This window comes from Bacillus sp. JST-5, from assembly GCF_057747715.1.
On sequence record NZ_JBYLHW010000003.1, the window covers coordinates 76,597 to 92,533 of the forward strand.

At 35.5% G+C, this 15,937-nt stretch carries 11 protein-coding genes and 1 other RNA gene; all 12 read right to left on the reverse strand.

The annotated features are described in order from the left end of the window. On the reverse strand, positions 1–3,108 hold the full coding sequence (locus AC3ASS_RS01680) for a type I restriction endonuclease subunit R (RefSeq protein WP_488281763.1): 3,108 nt from the start codon (positions 3,106–3,108) through the stop codon (positions 1–3). Between the two features lie 41 nt (positions 3,109–3,149). Continuing rightward, positions 3,150–4,367 carry a restriction endonuclease subunit S gene (locus AC3ASS_RS01685; protein ID WP_488281764.1) on the reverse strand — a complete coding sequence of 406 codons (1,218 nt, stop codon included), beginning with the start codon at positions 4,365–4,367 and terminating at the stop codon, positions 3,150–3,152. Between the two features lie 25 nt (positions 4,368–4,392). Further along, the gene (locus tag AC3ASS_RS01690; protein WP_488281765.1) at positions 4,393–5,922 is read right to left on the reverse strand and encodes a type I restriction-modification system subunit M; all 1,530 of its coding nucleotides are present in this window, start codon (positions 5,920–5,922) and stop codon (positions 4,393–4,395) included. Continuing rightward, positions 5,915–6,502, reverse strand: a complete 588-nt coding sequence (locus AC3ASS_RS01695) for a restriction endonuclease subunit S (protein ID WP_488281766.1) — start codon at positions 6,500–6,502, stop codon at positions 5,915–5,917. Before AC3ASS_RS01695 ends, AC3ASS_RS01690 begins: the two co-directional genes overlap by 8 nt. Positions 6,503–7,038: 536 nt before the next feature. Beyond that, positions 7,039–7,398, reverse strand: a transfer-messenger RNA (tmRNA) gene (gene ssrA / locus AC3ASS_RS01700). Between the two features lie 93 nt (positions 7,399–7,491). Continuing rightward, positions 7,492–7,959 carry an SsrA-binding protein SmpB gene (gene smpB, locus AC3ASS_RS01705; RefSeq protein WP_488281767.1) on the reverse strand — a complete coding sequence of 156 codons (468 nt, stop codon included), beginning with the start codon at positions 7,957–7,959 and terminating at the stop codon, positions 7,492–7,494. A 105-nt stretch (positions 7,960–8,064) separates the two neighbouring features. Further along, positions 8,065–10,332 (reverse strand): ribonuclease R, encoded by a 2,268-nt coding sequence (gene rnr / locus AC3ASS_RS01710; RefSeq protein ID WP_488281800.1) that lies wholly within the window; start codon positions 10,330–10,332, stop codon positions 8,065–8,067. Between the two features lie 84 nt (positions 10,333–10,416). Continuing rightward, positions 10,417–11,163 carry an alpha/beta hydrolase gene (locus AC3ASS_RS01715; RefSeq protein ID WP_488281768.1) on the reverse strand — a complete coding sequence of 249 codons (747 nt, stop codon included), beginning with the start codon at positions 11,161–11,163 and terminating at the stop codon, positions 10,417–10,419. A 111-nt stretch (positions 11,164–11,274) separates the two neighbouring features. Then, the gene (gene secG, locus AC3ASS_RS01720; protein WP_488281769.1) at positions 11,275–11,532 is read right to left on the reverse strand and encodes a preprotein translocase subunit SecG; all 258 of its coding nucleotides are present in this window, start codon (positions 11,530–11,532) and stop codon (positions 11,275–11,277) included. 789 nt (positions 11,533–12,321) lie between these two features. Next, positions 12,322–13,614: a phosphopyruvate hydratase gene (gene eno / locus AC3ASS_RS01725; protein WP_488281770.1), complete on the reverse strand. Its 1,293-nt coding sequence runs from the start codon at positions 13,612–13,614 to the stop codon at positions 12,322–12,324. Positions 13,615–13,627: 13 nt separating this feature from the next. Further along, entirely contained in the window at positions 13,628–15,172 is a 1,545-nt protein-coding gene (gene gpmI, locus AC3ASS_RS01730) for a 2,3-bisphosphoglycerate-independent phosphoglycerate mutase (RefSeq protein ID WP_488281771.1), read from the reverse strand. Next, positions 15,165–15,926: a triose-phosphate isomerase gene (gene tpiA / locus AC3ASS_RS01735; protein WP_488281772.1), complete on the reverse strand. Its 762-nt coding sequence runs from the start codon at positions 15,924–15,926 to the stop codon at positions 15,165–15,167. The genes gpmI and tpiA overlap by 8 nt, the downstream gene beginning before the upstream one ends. Positions 15,927–15,937: the final 11 nt, after the last annotated feature.

A 15,937-nucleotide genomic window follows, 5' to 3' on the forward strand; every position in this document is an offset into this window, starting at 1 on the left:
TTAGTAACGTCTTAAAGCAACTGTTTTGATTTGCTCAATGATTTTATCAATGGTATCTAGGTCCATGTTCAAATTATACTTGTCTTTGTAGTCGAAAAGAAGGTCATCAAGTTCTTGAGCAATGCGATTATGAATATCCAAATTATCATGCCAATCAACTTTTTGATGTTTCCTAATAATTTCATCCATTTTTAGGGCTAAGTCGCCCAATGTGTTTGTATCATAATTTGCTGCTGTTTCTTTAGTTTCACTTAAAATGTCCTTTGTCACACCATAAAAGGCTTGGGCATTTCGATTTTCTTTAATAACTTCTGGAAATCTCTCATTCGTATCTCCCCTTTGATAACTCTTCATAATCTCTTTCATGCGGTTTAAATATTCCGCTTCGGAAATTCGCTTATCCCGATATTCCTGTAAAGCTTCTTGAATCCTTTCAGAAAACTTTTTGTAATAGGATGGATTTTCATCCCATTTTGTATGAATACTCTTAGTTAATCGAGTACGAATCGCATCAGCCTTTGCTCGTTTTGAACCGAGTCTCTCGATTTCTTCCTCAAAAGCTTTTGAATTTAATATGTCCACAGGATTCGTAATACGGATAATTTCCTCAGCTGAAATATAATTGTCCATCAGCTTCTGCATTTTGGCTTCGTATTCTTTATGATCAATGGTATCGGAATATCTTAGCTTTACACTCCTACGTAAATCCTGGAAGAACTTAAAGTCTTTTTTGTACTTTTGTAATTCTTCAGCAGGTAAAGCATTGTAGATTTTCTCAGATTCTAGTGCAATACCTAGATTTCTACCAAAATTACTTAATACATTGTAGAATTCTTCTCTACGCTCTTCATCTTCCAGCCATACTTCATATTCTTCACGGTCATTTTTGTTCTTAATTGGCGCAAAAATTTGATGTAAGTCTGAATAATATTGCCTTAATGATCCTATGATACTAATAATATCGTAAATAGCACCTTGTAAATCTTCTGGATCAAAGTTTTCTAATCCAGCACCTGAATAAATCTGCATGGCTTGATCCAATTTTTCCAATAACCCACGATAATCTATGATTAACCCATAATCTTTCCCTTCATAGAGACGATTAACACGTGCAATGGCTTGTAAAAGAGTATGTTCTTTCATAGGTTTATCGACATAGAGCACTGTCGCCCGAGGAGCATCGAATCCAGTCAATAATTTATCAACAACTATTAATAAATCAAGCTCATCCCCATTTATAAATTCATCTTTAATCGCATCTTCATAATTTTCTGGTGTACCGTAATGGTCCATCATTCGCTTCCAGAATCGTTGGATTTTGTCCTTTGATTCTTCATCCACTGCTTCATGACCTTCCCTCTGATCCGGAGGAGAGATCACTACAGCACAATTCAAATCTCCTAATTCCTCAAAAGCCTCTAAATAGCGAATCGCTTCAATTTTACTATTTGTTGCAAACATAGCTTTAAATTGGCTTCCTTGAGTCTTGTAGTTTTCCATGAAATGTTTATTGATATCTTCCGCAATTAAATAAATTCGTTGTTCTGATGAAGCCAATTTTTCATATTTACTCCATCTCTGTTTTACTTCTTCCTTCTGCTTTTCATTTAGATTTCGTGTAATCATTTCAAGACGATTGTCAATGGCTTTTTGATTAACCGTTTGTTCCACCATTCTTCCTTCATATAAAAGAGGAACAATCGCTTTATCACGAACACCGTCAGCAATTGTGTACTTATGAATAAGTTTTCCAAACTTAATCATTGTATTTTTTTCTTTTTTCATTAGCGGTGTTCCTGTAAAACCTAAATAACAAGCATTTGGAAAAACTTTTTTCATTTTGTTATGAAGCTCACCATATTGAGTACGATGAGATTCATCAACAAGTACAAAAACATCTTTAGATTCGTTTGGTTTTTGTTTAATAGATGCAGTATCAAATTTATGGACTAACGTTGTGACAATATCCGCATTGTTGTCATTTATAAGATCTATTAAATGACCACCTGATGTAGCTCGACTTGCTTTTAATCTTGTATGGCTAAAGGTTTTATGGATTTGTTTATCCAGTTCTATACGGTCAGTTACGACAATGACTTTCGGGTTATATTGATAGAGCTCCGATAAAATATATCTTGCGAGCATCACCATTGTGAGCGATTTCCCTGAACCTTGTGTATGCCAAATAACTCCGCTTTGTCTGTTGCCATTTTCATCTCGTTCTTCGATTGTTTTTACAATTTCTTTAATAGCAAAGTATTGTTGATAACGAGCAACCTTTTTCACATCATTATCAAACAGTGTAAAGTATCGAGTTATTTCTAGTAATCTTTCAGGATGGAATAAAGAAATAATATTACGGTCTTGGTTTGTTGGTAGTCTATTTTGAACCGTTTTTTCTAACCAAATATTAAGCCAATCTTCTTTTTCTTCTTTCCATACAGACCAGAATTTTTTCGGTGTATTACAAGTCGCATACATCGTTTCATTTTTATTTGTTGCCATGACTAATTGAACAAACTTAAACAGTTGAGGAATATAGTCTTTCCCTTGATTACGAACCATTTGTTCAATTCCTTGTTTCATCGAAATAGATGCTCGTTTACATTCAATAACCGCAAAAGGAATTCCGTTTACAAAAAGCACAAGATCAGGGCGAACCGTTCCCCGACCATCCATTCTTTCTACTACAAATTCTTCGACAACATGAAACACATTGTTTTCAATGTTTTTCCAGTCGATATATTGAATTGTAAAGGATTTTTTTGAACCATCAGGTAAAAGTTCTGTATAACTACGACCATTCATGATGGTTTCATAAATAGCTTCATTAGTTTTCACTAAACCGTTTGTTAAGGATTCATCTAAATCTCGAATGGCTTGTTGAATATTTGAACTACTAAACTTACGAATTTCACCTTTATATTCATAGGAATTTAATTCTTTTAGTTTCTCTTCCAATACTGTTCGTAGCAATACATCGTGTAGATTTTGACGCATTTCTTGTTCGACTTCTGTTGGTATGTATTGATACCCTAATTTTTTTAACACTTCAATTGCAGGGATTTGACTAATATAACGTTCATCATAACTTTTCGCACTAGGCATCATCACACCTCCAAATTAAAAAAGGGAAAAGAGTGAAGGATTTACACCTGCACTCGGACTTTACCAGTTAATAATAATTGCATAAGACCTTTCTTTTGAATTTTTAATTCATTTAATTCTTTTAATTGAAGCTGTATCTCTTTATCTACAGATGTAATTATTTGAGATATAGCTTTTTGTTCTTCATAATTTGGAACTTTTATTATTTGATTTTCAACATCTTTTCTTCCAAGGCCTTTTTGGGCTGTACCAGTAGCTTTTCTACGAAAATCCATATTTATAGGATAACTATTTATAAGATATGCTAGGAACCTTGAATCTCCTTCTAAACATTCAAGTTTATATACATGATCTCCTAAAATATATTTGTTATTTTCATCTATATAAACTACTTTCCCAATGATATTTCCTCCACCAATATCATCCTTCGCCATTACAAGATCTCCCAGATTCAACAAATCACTATTTATATTAGTTTTCTTTTTGGTAATTAATTTTCCCTCTGTGGATATTGCCCCCATATCTACAATGAAATACTTACCATTTTGTTCAATATAGCTACTCTTGGATTTACCAGAAGTTATTTTAAAAATCTCGGATAATCTTTTTTCGTTCCATTCTCCCTCAAATCCTGCTAATCTTATTTCACCTGTCAACAACTTCTGCATTAACCCTTTTTTCTGCTCTTTTTTGTGCTCAATCAGCTTTTCTTTTAGTTCAATCGCCTTGTCCCATGTAAAAAGGATTGCTGCTATTTTTCTTCTCTCAATATCTTTTTTAGGATACGGAATCTTTAAATCTTCAACATCTTTTGTGTTAATAGCTGGATAATTAGAACCTACAATTAATTTGTTAATTTGAGTTGTTACTAGATGAGAATATAAATTCTGATAAATATACATAGCATCTAATTCATGTTTACATTCAATTACAGCAAAGCCTGTTGAACATACACAGTCTTTAGAATCAAAATCGACAAAAGTAAATCCCTGTAAATTTGGCCTTACCGTACTCATTAATATGCTATATTTTTTAAACAATCGTCTAGCTCTAGATGGTGCATTTTTAAATTTGATTTTTTCGTTTGGATGAACTACTTTTCCTTTATCAACAGCAGATAAATCATAATAAAAAAACTCATATTCTTCTGGGGTATTAGAACTTAAACTACTACTATTTACTTTAGCAACTTCTTTAATTTTTTTTACATCCCAATCAACAGGAATTTTCCCAATCTCAGTTTTGTAATATTTATTCATAAACATTTCCCCCAAAATTTTTCGCCTATAATCCTAAGTCTTTTAAATATTGATCCATTTGTGCCTCTACTTCTTGAAGTTCTTTTTTAATATCCGCAATGTTTTGTTTTACGGTTTCCATGTCCACTGGTTCTTCTTCCTCGAAAGTATCGACATAGCGTGGGATGTTTAGGTTATAGTCGTTTTCTTTGATTTCATCAAGTGTTGCAACATAGGAATATTTATCAATCGTTTCACGTTTTTCATAGGTTTCAACGATTTTTTGGATATCCTGCTCTCTTAATTTGTTTTGGTTTTTCCCTTTTTGATAATGTTCTTCACCAGAAGCATCGATGAATAAAATATCTTTTCGTTTTCTATCTTTTTTGAAAATCATGATACAGACTGGTATTCCTACACCATAGAATAAGTTTTCAGGTAATCCAATAACTGCATCTAATAGGTTTAATTCAATAATTTGCTTACGAATTTTTCCTTCGCTTGCACCACGGAAAAGGACACCATGAGGTAAAATCGTTGCCATACGTCCGTTTTCTGCTAATGAATAAAGCATATGTTGCACAAATGCGTAGTCCCCTTTTGAACTAGGTGGAACTCCCCATTCAAATCTTCTATGTGGATCAAGACTAGCTTCCATTTTAAATTTCTTGTCGTTTGTTCCCTCACCTGCGAATCCCATTGCCCATTTATCTAAAGAGAATGGTGGATTGGCAACGATTACTTGGAATTTCATTAACTTGCCATCTTCTAAGTGCAATGGATTTGCTAATGTATCACCCCATTCAATTTTTGCATCATCAATACCATGTAAGTACATATTCATTAATGCAAGTGAATGAGTTTGACCATTACGTTCTTGACCATAAATAGCAACTTTTTTACTTGGAACTTGTTTTGCAACTTTTAATAATAATGAACCAGATCCACAAGTTGGGTCATATATGCGGTCGTTTTCTTGTGGTTTAACAAGTCTTGCAAGAAGTTCAGATACTTCAGCAGGTGTATAGAATTCCCCACCTTTTTTCCCTGCATCAGAGGCAAATAATCCAATCATATATTGATAAGCATTTCCTACGATATCTTCATTTCCTAATTGAGATGGTCTTAATGAAAGTTGATTAAAGTCTTCCAATAAAGTTCTAAGCATAGCATTTCTTTCTTTCGCCTTGCCAAGAGTTGATTCACTATTAAAGTCAATATTACGGAATACCCCACGTAGTTTTCCAGCATTTTCATTTTCAATTCGTTCTAATGCTTTATTGATGATTTCACCGATTTCTGGATCATTTCTTTTGCTATACAAATAGTCAAATGTGGATGTTTCGTCCAGTACAAAACGTTCTCTTGCTAATGCTCGTTGAATCCGTTGTTCATCACCGTTGTACCGTTCTGTATACTCTTCCACTTTCTCTTTGTATGTATCACTTAAATACTTAATAAACAGCATCGTTAAGATATAATCTTTGTAAATAGATGAATCTATTTTCCCTCTAAAGGTATCTGCCGCTTGCCATAGAACACTGTTAATTTTCTCTTGTGTAGTAATTTCAGTCATTTTCTTCTCCCCCTATAATTTTCTGAATAACTCCTTGAATAAATCTTTCCTTTTCTTCTATTAATCTTCTGTACAGCTTTTTCTCGCTTTGATGCAATTGGAAAATTTCAATTAATCTTTTTTGTTTTGAGATTGGTGGCAACTTTATTGGAATATTCTTGAGTGTATGTTGATTCGTGCTTGGGATTCTGCTTCCTGCTTGAGCACGTTCTAATTCCATTTTTACATTGATTGTGTTCAGATACCATGCTACAAATTGAGGTAACGTTATTGATTCATTTACTTTAATAATGGCAAAATATGAAGGGATTAATAGCCCAGAATGCTCTTTATCAATGTAAATTGCCGTATACGGGTGGCTTAAACGCATGGCAATATTGCCTTCTTCAGTAAAGTAATGTTTTTCTAGCACTTCATTACTGTTAAATACATCGAAGGAATTGTTTATGAACAATCCATCTTCATCAATATTTTTGACAGACAGTAGTTTATATGTAGCTTTTGCATCAAAGTCCATCTCTGCCTTTTTTCTACTTAATACCAGCCCAGTTTTTATTTGAGCAATGTCACCAAGTTTCATCGAACACCTCCATCTAAAAAGTTAAATATTATATTTGACTTTTTATTTGTTAAATATAGTATATAATTTTTTGGTAATATTAGTCAATAAAAATTTATATTTATAAATCTATCGAATTCAGTTATCTTATCTACGTTTTCAAAAAGTACACAAAGTATTTTATATTCCAGTCCAAATACCTTTGCAAAAAAAGAAAAAACCCTTGATTTCCAAGAGTTTTGAAACTGTATCAATTATATAAAACTCATATACTCTTTAGTCCTTTGTGTTATTCAACGAATCTACTCTGATAGTAGATAACTTCAATTTAAATAAGCGATAATCCGTCATGAATGATATACTCAGTTATTTTTATATTATTTGACTGAATTTTACCATATATTGAAAAATAACTCTTAATTCTTAATCATAAAAAAACACTCACACAAAGTGAGTGTTTTGATGTGAAATATATCTAAAAAGAACCACAAAACTTCCAAACGGAAATTTTATGGTTCCTGTCACATACAAAAATAAAAAATCCACCATCTTATGTATGGTGGAGACGGTGGGAGTCGAACCCACGTCCAGAAGTATCGGCACTTAAGCGTCTACGAGCGTAGTCGATATATTTAGGTTTCGCAGCTTTTTCGGCCTATCGACAGGCTTCCAAAGTGCTAGTCTGATTGGTTCTCTTCCACTGTCCACAGACGGAGGACAAATGGCGTAGCCCACTCGAATGAGACCCTGACCCTACCACATGGGCGATGGAGGGAGGATCCGCTTTGCTAATTAAGCAGCAAAAGCGTAGTTGTTGTTAGTTTTGCCAGTTATTATGGCTTGGCGTTTTATCGAGGACGACCCCCTCGGCTCGCAGCCTAAGCTCGACCTACCCCTGTCGAATCCGTAGCGTCCCCTTGATATAAATTATTATATCCGATTCACGAGAATCGGTGCTTTATTATTATAACACATTTTGCTTTGTTTTCAAAAGCAATTCATTCATCTATTTACATTTTTTGTCTTTCTCTAAATGCACGTTCGATTTCGCGTTTTGCTTCTTTTTTCTTTAATTCTTCACGTTTATCATATTTTTTCTTACCGCGAGCTAGACCTAATAATATCTTGGCATATCCGTTTTTCAAATAAAGTTTTAACGGAACAAGTGCATATCCTTGCTCTTTCGTTTCACCAATTAATTTATTAATTTCTTTTCTATGCAATAACAATTTTCTTGTTCTTAATGGATCATGGTTGAAACGATTTCCTTGTTCATATGGGCTGATATGCATATTATGGAGAAAGACTTCCCCTTTTTGCACGCGGGCGAATGAATCTTTTAAGTTTACCCTACCTGCACGGATAGATTTAATTTCTGTACCTTGAAGGACAATTCCCGCTTCATACGTTTCTTCTATGAAATAATCGTGATAGGCTTTTTTATTTTGCGCTATTTGTTTTCCTTCACCTTTAGGCATATTATCCCCTCTCACTCTTCAGGTGTCGTACACATTATTTTAACAAGAAAAGATGGATAATACAATGAGTGCCAGGCAAATTTAGCCAGGCACTTAAACACTTTGTTATCTTCTTCGTTTCTTTTTTCTTTTACTTACAGGCTCATTACGAAGAGCTTTTGATTTTTTCTTTTTCGGTTTCCGTGTTGACCATTCATCATGTTCTTCTTTTTTCTTTTCTCGTCCCGTACGTACTTTCAATATTTTCTTCGGTTGCTCTACCTCTCTTCGTCTTGTATTTTTCATACCGACGATAGCAAAATCGATCGAACGTTCATCTTTGTCCACATTCACAACTTCAACGGTAATTTCATCTCCGATCCGAAAGACATTGCCTGTTCGTTCTCCAATCATTGCATAATGTCTTTCATCATAACGGTAATAATCATCAACCATATAGCTGACGTGGACAAGTCCTTCAATAGTATTTGGTAATTCAACGAACATCCCAAAGTTTGTGACAGAACTAATAATTCCATCAAATTGTTGACCAATTTTATCTTCCATATATTCAGTCTTTTTCAGATCTTCTACTTCACGTTCCGCATCCACTGCTCTACGTTCCATTTTCGAACTATGTTCAGCTATTTCATCCAGTCGAGCATTCCATTTCACACGCGTCGCTTCATCCATTTTCCCTTCAATTAAATAGGTGCGAATGAGGCGATGGACAATTAAATCCGGATAACGGCGAATAGGAGAAGTAAAATGTGTATAGAAATCGGTTGACAATCCAAAGTGTCCTAAACTTTCCGGATAATATTTCGCTTGTTGCATTGAACGGAGCATAACCGTTGATACGACCATTTCTTCTGGTTTCCCTTGAACGGCTTCAATTATTTCTTGTAATGCCCGAGGATGAACGGAATTCGCTTTCCCACGTACAATTAATCCAAAGTTTGTAATAAACTCAAAGAACCGTTGAAGCTTATCTTCTTTCGGATCTTCGTGAATACGGTAAATAAACGGCATATCTAACCAGTGGAAATGTTCAGCTACCGTTTCATTTGCCACTAACATAAACTCTTCAATTAACCGTTCTGCAACTGAACGTTCGCGGATGACCACGTCGATTGGCTTTCCATCTTCATCTACTAAAATTTTGGATTCTTTAAAGTCAAAATCGATCGCACCACGATTCATTCGTTTTTTGCGAAGAATGGCAGCCAATTCTTCCATTTCTTCAAACATTGGGACAAGTGGAGCATACTTTTCACGAAGTTCTTCATCTTTATCTACTAAAATTTTGTTCACATCCGAATAAGTCATTCGTTCCGTTGTTTTGATCACACTTTGGAAGATTTCATGTTTAACAACTTCGCCTTCTGGAGTAATTTCCATTTCGCACGATAACGTTAGACGATCTACTTTCGGATTTAACGAACAGATGCCGTTAGACAATCGATGTGGAATCATTGGGATGACACGATCGACTAAATACACGCTTGTCCCCCGTTCAAATGCTTCTCGGTCAATCGGTGAACCTTCTGGAACATAATAGCTAACATCCGCAATATGAACGCCAAGTTTGTAGTTTCCGTTATCTAGTTTTTTAACTGTTACCGCATCGTCTAAATCTTTCGCATCGGCACCGTCAATCGTAACGATAACTTCATTTCTTAAATCTCTTCGATTTTTTATTTCTTTTGGGTCAATTTCATCTGGCGTTTGATTCGCTTGTTCTAATACATCTTCAGGAAATGCAAGTGGAAGACCATATTTATGAATCACCGACAGGATATCGACACCAGGATCGTTTTTATGGCCTAAAATTTCTATAACTTCCCCTTCTGCGCTCATTCTACCTTCGGGATATGAAGTTAATTTCACGACCACTTTATGCCCTTCGACAGCGCCTTTGGAAGCATTTTTTGGAATAAAAATATCTCCAGCAAATTTCTTTTCATCTGGTATGACAAATCCGAAATGTTTACTTTCTGTATATGTTCCAACAATTTGCGTTAATCCACGTTCAAGGATTCGAACAACGGTCCCTTCTCTTCTTGCACCGTTTGATTGTGAGGAAACACGAACTAATACCGTATCTCCATGCAATGCATTGTTCATTTCACCCGGTGGAATAAATATATCGTCTAATCCTGGTTCATCTGGGATTACAAAAGCAAATCCTTTTGCATGACCGGTGAGCTTTCCTCGGACCAAATTCATTTTTTCAGGTATTCCGTATCGATTGCTTCTCGTACGAACAACCATTCCTTTTTCTTCCATGTAAACAAGAGCTTTAACAAAGTCTTTAAACTCCTCGGAATCTTTAATTTGGAATGCTTGTTCCAGTTCTTGTACGGTTAAAGGTTTGTACGCTTCTTCTTTCATATATGCTAATAGTTCATCAATATGTTTTTGAATATGTTCTTCAACCAAACGAGAACCCTCCCTTCTCGTATCAATAATCTTTTCTTAGTATTCCCAATCCAATTTTTCTAAAAACAAATAAATATCTTCATGAAGCTGATCCCGTTCTTGATCAAGCGTAATAACATGACCTGATTTTTCATACCATTTTAATTCTTTTATAGTCGCTTCTACTTCATTAAAAATAATGTTAGCGCTATCTGGATTAATCATATGGTCGTTTCTTGCTTGAACAACAAATGTAGGTGCATAGATTAAATCGACATGTTCTCGCACATCTTGAATAAGATTTTGCAATTGTTTTAAAAGAGTGTGCGGTGTTTTCTTAAAGGCTTCGATTTCCGCTTGGATTATTTCCTCTGATTTTCCTTCTTGTCTTTTATATTCTGTTGCGTATTCTACAAGTCCATTAAACATCACTTGTTCACTGCGTATGTACATTGGTGCACACATCGGAATAACCGCTTTTACAGGATAATTGTACCCTAATTTTAATGAAAAAACGCCGCCTAAAGACAAACCCGCAACAGCTATTTCTTCATAGCCTAGCTCTTTTAAATGTTCATATCCTTTGATGACGTCTTCCCACCAATCATCAGGCGTGTATTTGACAATCTCTTCGGGTGGGACACCATGACCACGATATTGCGGGGCATGACATGTATATCCTTTTTTCTCTAAAAATCTTCCGAGCATTCGTACATCAGCAGAATTTCCTGTAAATCCGTGAAGTAATAATACAGCTCTTTTTCCTGCTTCAAATGTAAATGGCTTAGGTGCAATTCTTTTCATCAAGCAAAACTCCCTTAAATCTAGTTACTAATATTCTTTAGCAAGATTGTTGAGTTCATCCATGTTTCAAACAAAAGAAAATCCTGACCCAACCGGATCAGGAAGTTTCCCTTAAATAAAGTAAGCGATAGTAATCGTTAAAATAAAGAAAATGATGGCTAACACGATGGTGATTCTATGAAGAATTAAATCAAGTCCTCTAGCTTTTTGCTTACCAAATAGCTGTTCCGCTCCACCGGAAATGGCTCCGGATAATCCTGCGCTTTTACCCGATTGAAGTAAAATAACGGCAATCAATGCAAGCGATACGATGATTAATAATACGATTAAGAACGTGTACAAAATGTCCAACCCCCTGCATACGTACATAGCATATGTTTCATATTACCATAAACTAGCTATGAAAACAAATGATTTTCAAATATCATCAACTATTCTGTATTCGGTATGATTAACAAAAGGTTCTCTTCAATGCAGCATGCCATTTTCTGAATATAACTAAATTGATAAGTTACAAATACCAAACTGGAACTTGTAAATTCGGGTTGATAAGGTTGCAAGTATTCAATCTATTGATCAGGATTGCACAAGTCAATCCTTTCTTTTGGATGGAAAATCTACCTCAAATATTCTAGTTACAAATAAAACAACATGAGTTGCAAGATTATTTGTCTACATGCAAATTCGTATTTAAGAGTTACAAATAAATTTTCTTTAGTTACAAATTTTTTTCGTCCACTTGCAAATACCATATTTTCTAGTTGCAAATAACTTTTGAAAGTTACAAATACCTAATCTAAGCTTGCAAATTCGTTTATCAGAGTTGCAAATATACATTCGATTGGTTTGGATTGGCAACTGCCATTCCATCCTTTTTTCAAAAAATCGCCCCAGAACCATCGACTTGCAAATATATCCATGTGAGTTGCAAGTTTTTTCGATCGCTTGTGTAACAAATTCTCTCTCATTCGTTCAGCTTGCAAATAAATCGAAATTAGTTGCAAATTTTTTTCGAACCATCCAATCCATAAAGATTAACTTTCAAATATTTTCTCCCATAGCAAAAAAAAAGCGCACGGGATGGTTGTTACCCCCGAAAGGTAGATTTATTACTCTAATTTTCGGGGGTCGGTATCAATTCCATGCACTTTTTCACAATTATTTTTGAATATTGTAAAATGCTTTCTTTCCAAGATATTGAGCAGTTTCGCCAAGACGATCTTCAATGCGTAGTAATTGATTGTATTTAGCTACGCGGTCGGTACGAGATGGTGCACCTGTTTTAATTTGACCAGCGTTTGTTGCTACTGCAATATCAGCAATTGTGCTATCTTCAGTTTCACCAGAACGGTGAGAAATAACTGCTGTGTATCCAGCGCGTTTCGCCATTTCAATTGCATCAAATGTTTCTGTTAAAGTACCGATTTGGTTCACTTTAATTAAAATAGAGTTGCCTACGCCTTGCTCAATTCCTTGTGCTAATTTTTTCGTATTAGTTACGAATAAGTCATCTCCAACTAATTGAACTTTTTTACCGATACGTTCTGTTAATAGTTTATGACCTTCCCAATCGTTTTCATCTAATCCGTCTTCGATTGAAACAATTGGGTATTTGTTTACTAATTCTTCATACCAATCGACCATTTCTTCAGATGTTTTGACAACACCTTCACCGGATAGATGATATTTGCCATCTTCTTTATTAAATAACTCAGAAGAAGCTACGTCCATTGCTAGCATTATATCTTCACCTGGTTTATAACCCGCTTTTTCAATAGCTTCCATGATTGTTTGTAATGCTTCTTCATTAGATTTCAAGTTAGGAGCAAAACCACCTTCATCTCCAACTGCTGTGTTTAAGCCTTTATCTTTTAATACAGCTTTTAAGCTGTGGAACACTTCAGCTCCCATGCGTAATGCTTCTCTAAAGCTAGTTGCACCTACTGGCATAATCATAAATTCTTGAATGTCTACGTTGTTATCCGCATGAGCACCGCCATTTAAAATGTTCATCATTGGTACAGGAAGTTGTTTAGCATTAAATCCACCTAAATATTGATATAAATCAAGACCTAAGTAGTCTGCTGCTGCGTGAGCTACCGCCATAGATACACCTAAAATAGCATTAGCACCAAGTTTTCCTTTATTTTCAGTGCCATCTAACTCAATTAGAGCTTGGTCAACAGCAACTTGATCTAATACACTAAATCCTTCTAATTCAGGGGCAATGACTTCGTTGACATTTTTGACAGCTGTTAAAACACCTTTACCTAAATAGCGTTTTTTATCTCCGTCACGAAGTTCAACCGCTTCATATTCACCAGTAGAAGCACCGCTTGGAACTAATGCGCGACCAAATGCGCCAGATTCTGTGTAAACTTCAACTTCTACTGTTGGATTACCGCGGGAATCTAATACTTCACGTGCATAAATATCAGTGATAAATGGCATAAATCATCTCTCCTTATTCGTTGGATTTTTTGATTAAAGATTTACCGGTCATTTCTTCCGGCTGAGGGATATTGAGCAAATCTAACATAGTCGGTGCTAAATCACCAAGAATACCACCATCTCTTAATTCGATACCTTTTTTCGTAACAATCACTGGTACCGGGTTTGTTGTATGGGCTGTCATCGGTTTTCCCTCTAGAGTCACGACTTCATCCGCATTTCCATGGTCAGCGGTAATAATAGCAACACCGTTTTTCTCTAAAATGAGATCAACTATTTTTCCTAAACATTCGTCAACGGCTTCCACCGCTTTAATGGTAGGTTCTAGCATTCCAGAGTGACCAACCATGTCAGGATTCGCAAAGTTTAAAATAATGGCATCAAATTTATCTTTTTCAATTTCATTCATCAGTGCTTCTGTTACTTCGTAAGCACTCATTTCTGGTTTTAAATCGTACGTTGCAACTTTCGGAGAGTCAATTAAAATTCTTTCTTCTCCCGGGAATGTTTGTTCACGTCCACCACTCATAAAAAATGTGACGTGAGGATATTTTTCTGTCTCGGCTATACGAAGCTGTTTTAAACCGTGTTGGGATAACACTTCTCCAAGCGTGTTATCTAAGTTTGTTGGTTTAAAAGCAACATAACCGTCGACGGTTTCACTAAAGTGAGTTAAACATACAAAATGTAAATTCTCTGGATGTTTTGGTCCTCGATCAAACGAACGGAAATCTTTATTCGTAAATGTATTGGAAATTTGTATTGCACGGTCTGGTCTAAAGTTGTAGAAAATGACGGCATCTTGATCTTTAATCGTTGCGACTGGCTCACCATTTTCTTTCACGATAACTGATGGAATAACAAATTCATCATAAATGCCATGTGCATACGAATCATCAACTAATTGTAGCGGATCCGTATATGTTGGACCTTCACCGTAAACCATTGCTCGATAAGCTTTTTCCACGCGCTCCCAACGTTTATCGCGATCCATGGAATAATATCTTCCGCTAATGGTTGCGAATTGTCCAACGCCATATTCTTTCATTTTTTCTAACGTTTCTTGAATATAGGTTTTCGCTGTTTGCGGACCTACATCACGTCCGTCTAAAAATCCGTGAACATAAACATTTTTTACGCCTTCATCTTTTGCAAGTTTTAATAATGCATATAAATGATGGATGTGACTATGAACGCCTCCATCAGATAAAAGCCCGAAAATATGAAGGTTCGTTCCTTTTTCTTTAACGTGATTCATCGCATCCAAAAAGGTTTCATTTTTCGCAAATTCGCCTTCACGGATGGCGATATTTACACGTGTTAAACTTTGATAAACAATTCTTCCAGCCCCAATGTTTAAATGACCGACTTCTGAGTTTCCCATTTGACCTTCTGGCAAACCTACCGCTTCTCCACATGCTTTTAACGTGTTGTGTGGGTATGTATTCCAATAACGGTCAAAATTCGGTTTTTTCGCTTGGGCTACTGCATTTCCCTTCGTTTCATCCCGAAGTGCAAAACCATCTAAGATGATCAGAGCTACTGGTGATTTACTCATGAGAAGCTGCCTCCAATAATTGTAAGAACGATTTTGGTTCTAAGCTGGCACCGCCAACTAATGCACCATCAATATCAGAACAAGACATATATTCTTTAATATTTGCAGGTTTTACACTACCGCCATATTGAATGCGAAGATGATCTGCTGCTTCAGGAGTAAACATTTCACGTACCGTTTGACGAATAAAAGCACATACTTCATTAGCGTCATCGGCAGAAGAAGATTTTCCTGTTCCAATTGCCCAAATTGGTTCATAGGCAATAACGGTATTTTTCACTTGTTCTTCTGTTAGTCCTTCTAAAGCTTTTTTCACTTGTTCGCCAACAACGGCTTTAGTTTCATTGTTTTCTCTTTGCTCAAGGGTTTCACCAACACAAACAATTGGAATCAATTGATGTTTAAACGCTGCATGAACTTTTTTATTAACAGATTCATCGGTTTCATTAAACATTTCACGTCGCTCAGAATGGCCAATAATCACATATTTTACGCCAAGATCTTGCAACGCAACAGGACTGATTTCTCCTGTAAAAGCACCAGACTCTTCGAAATGCATATTTTGTGCACCAATTTCTACTGGGTAGTCTTTTGTCAATTCTACTAAGCGCTCTAAAAATAATGCCGGAGCACAAATAACACTATCTACGATATCTTTGCTTGGAACAAGACCATTAACCTCTTCAGCAAATTGTTTTGCTTCTTGAAGAGTCTTATGCATTTTCCAGTTACCGGCGATAATTGGTTTTCTCATTTGTTCCACCC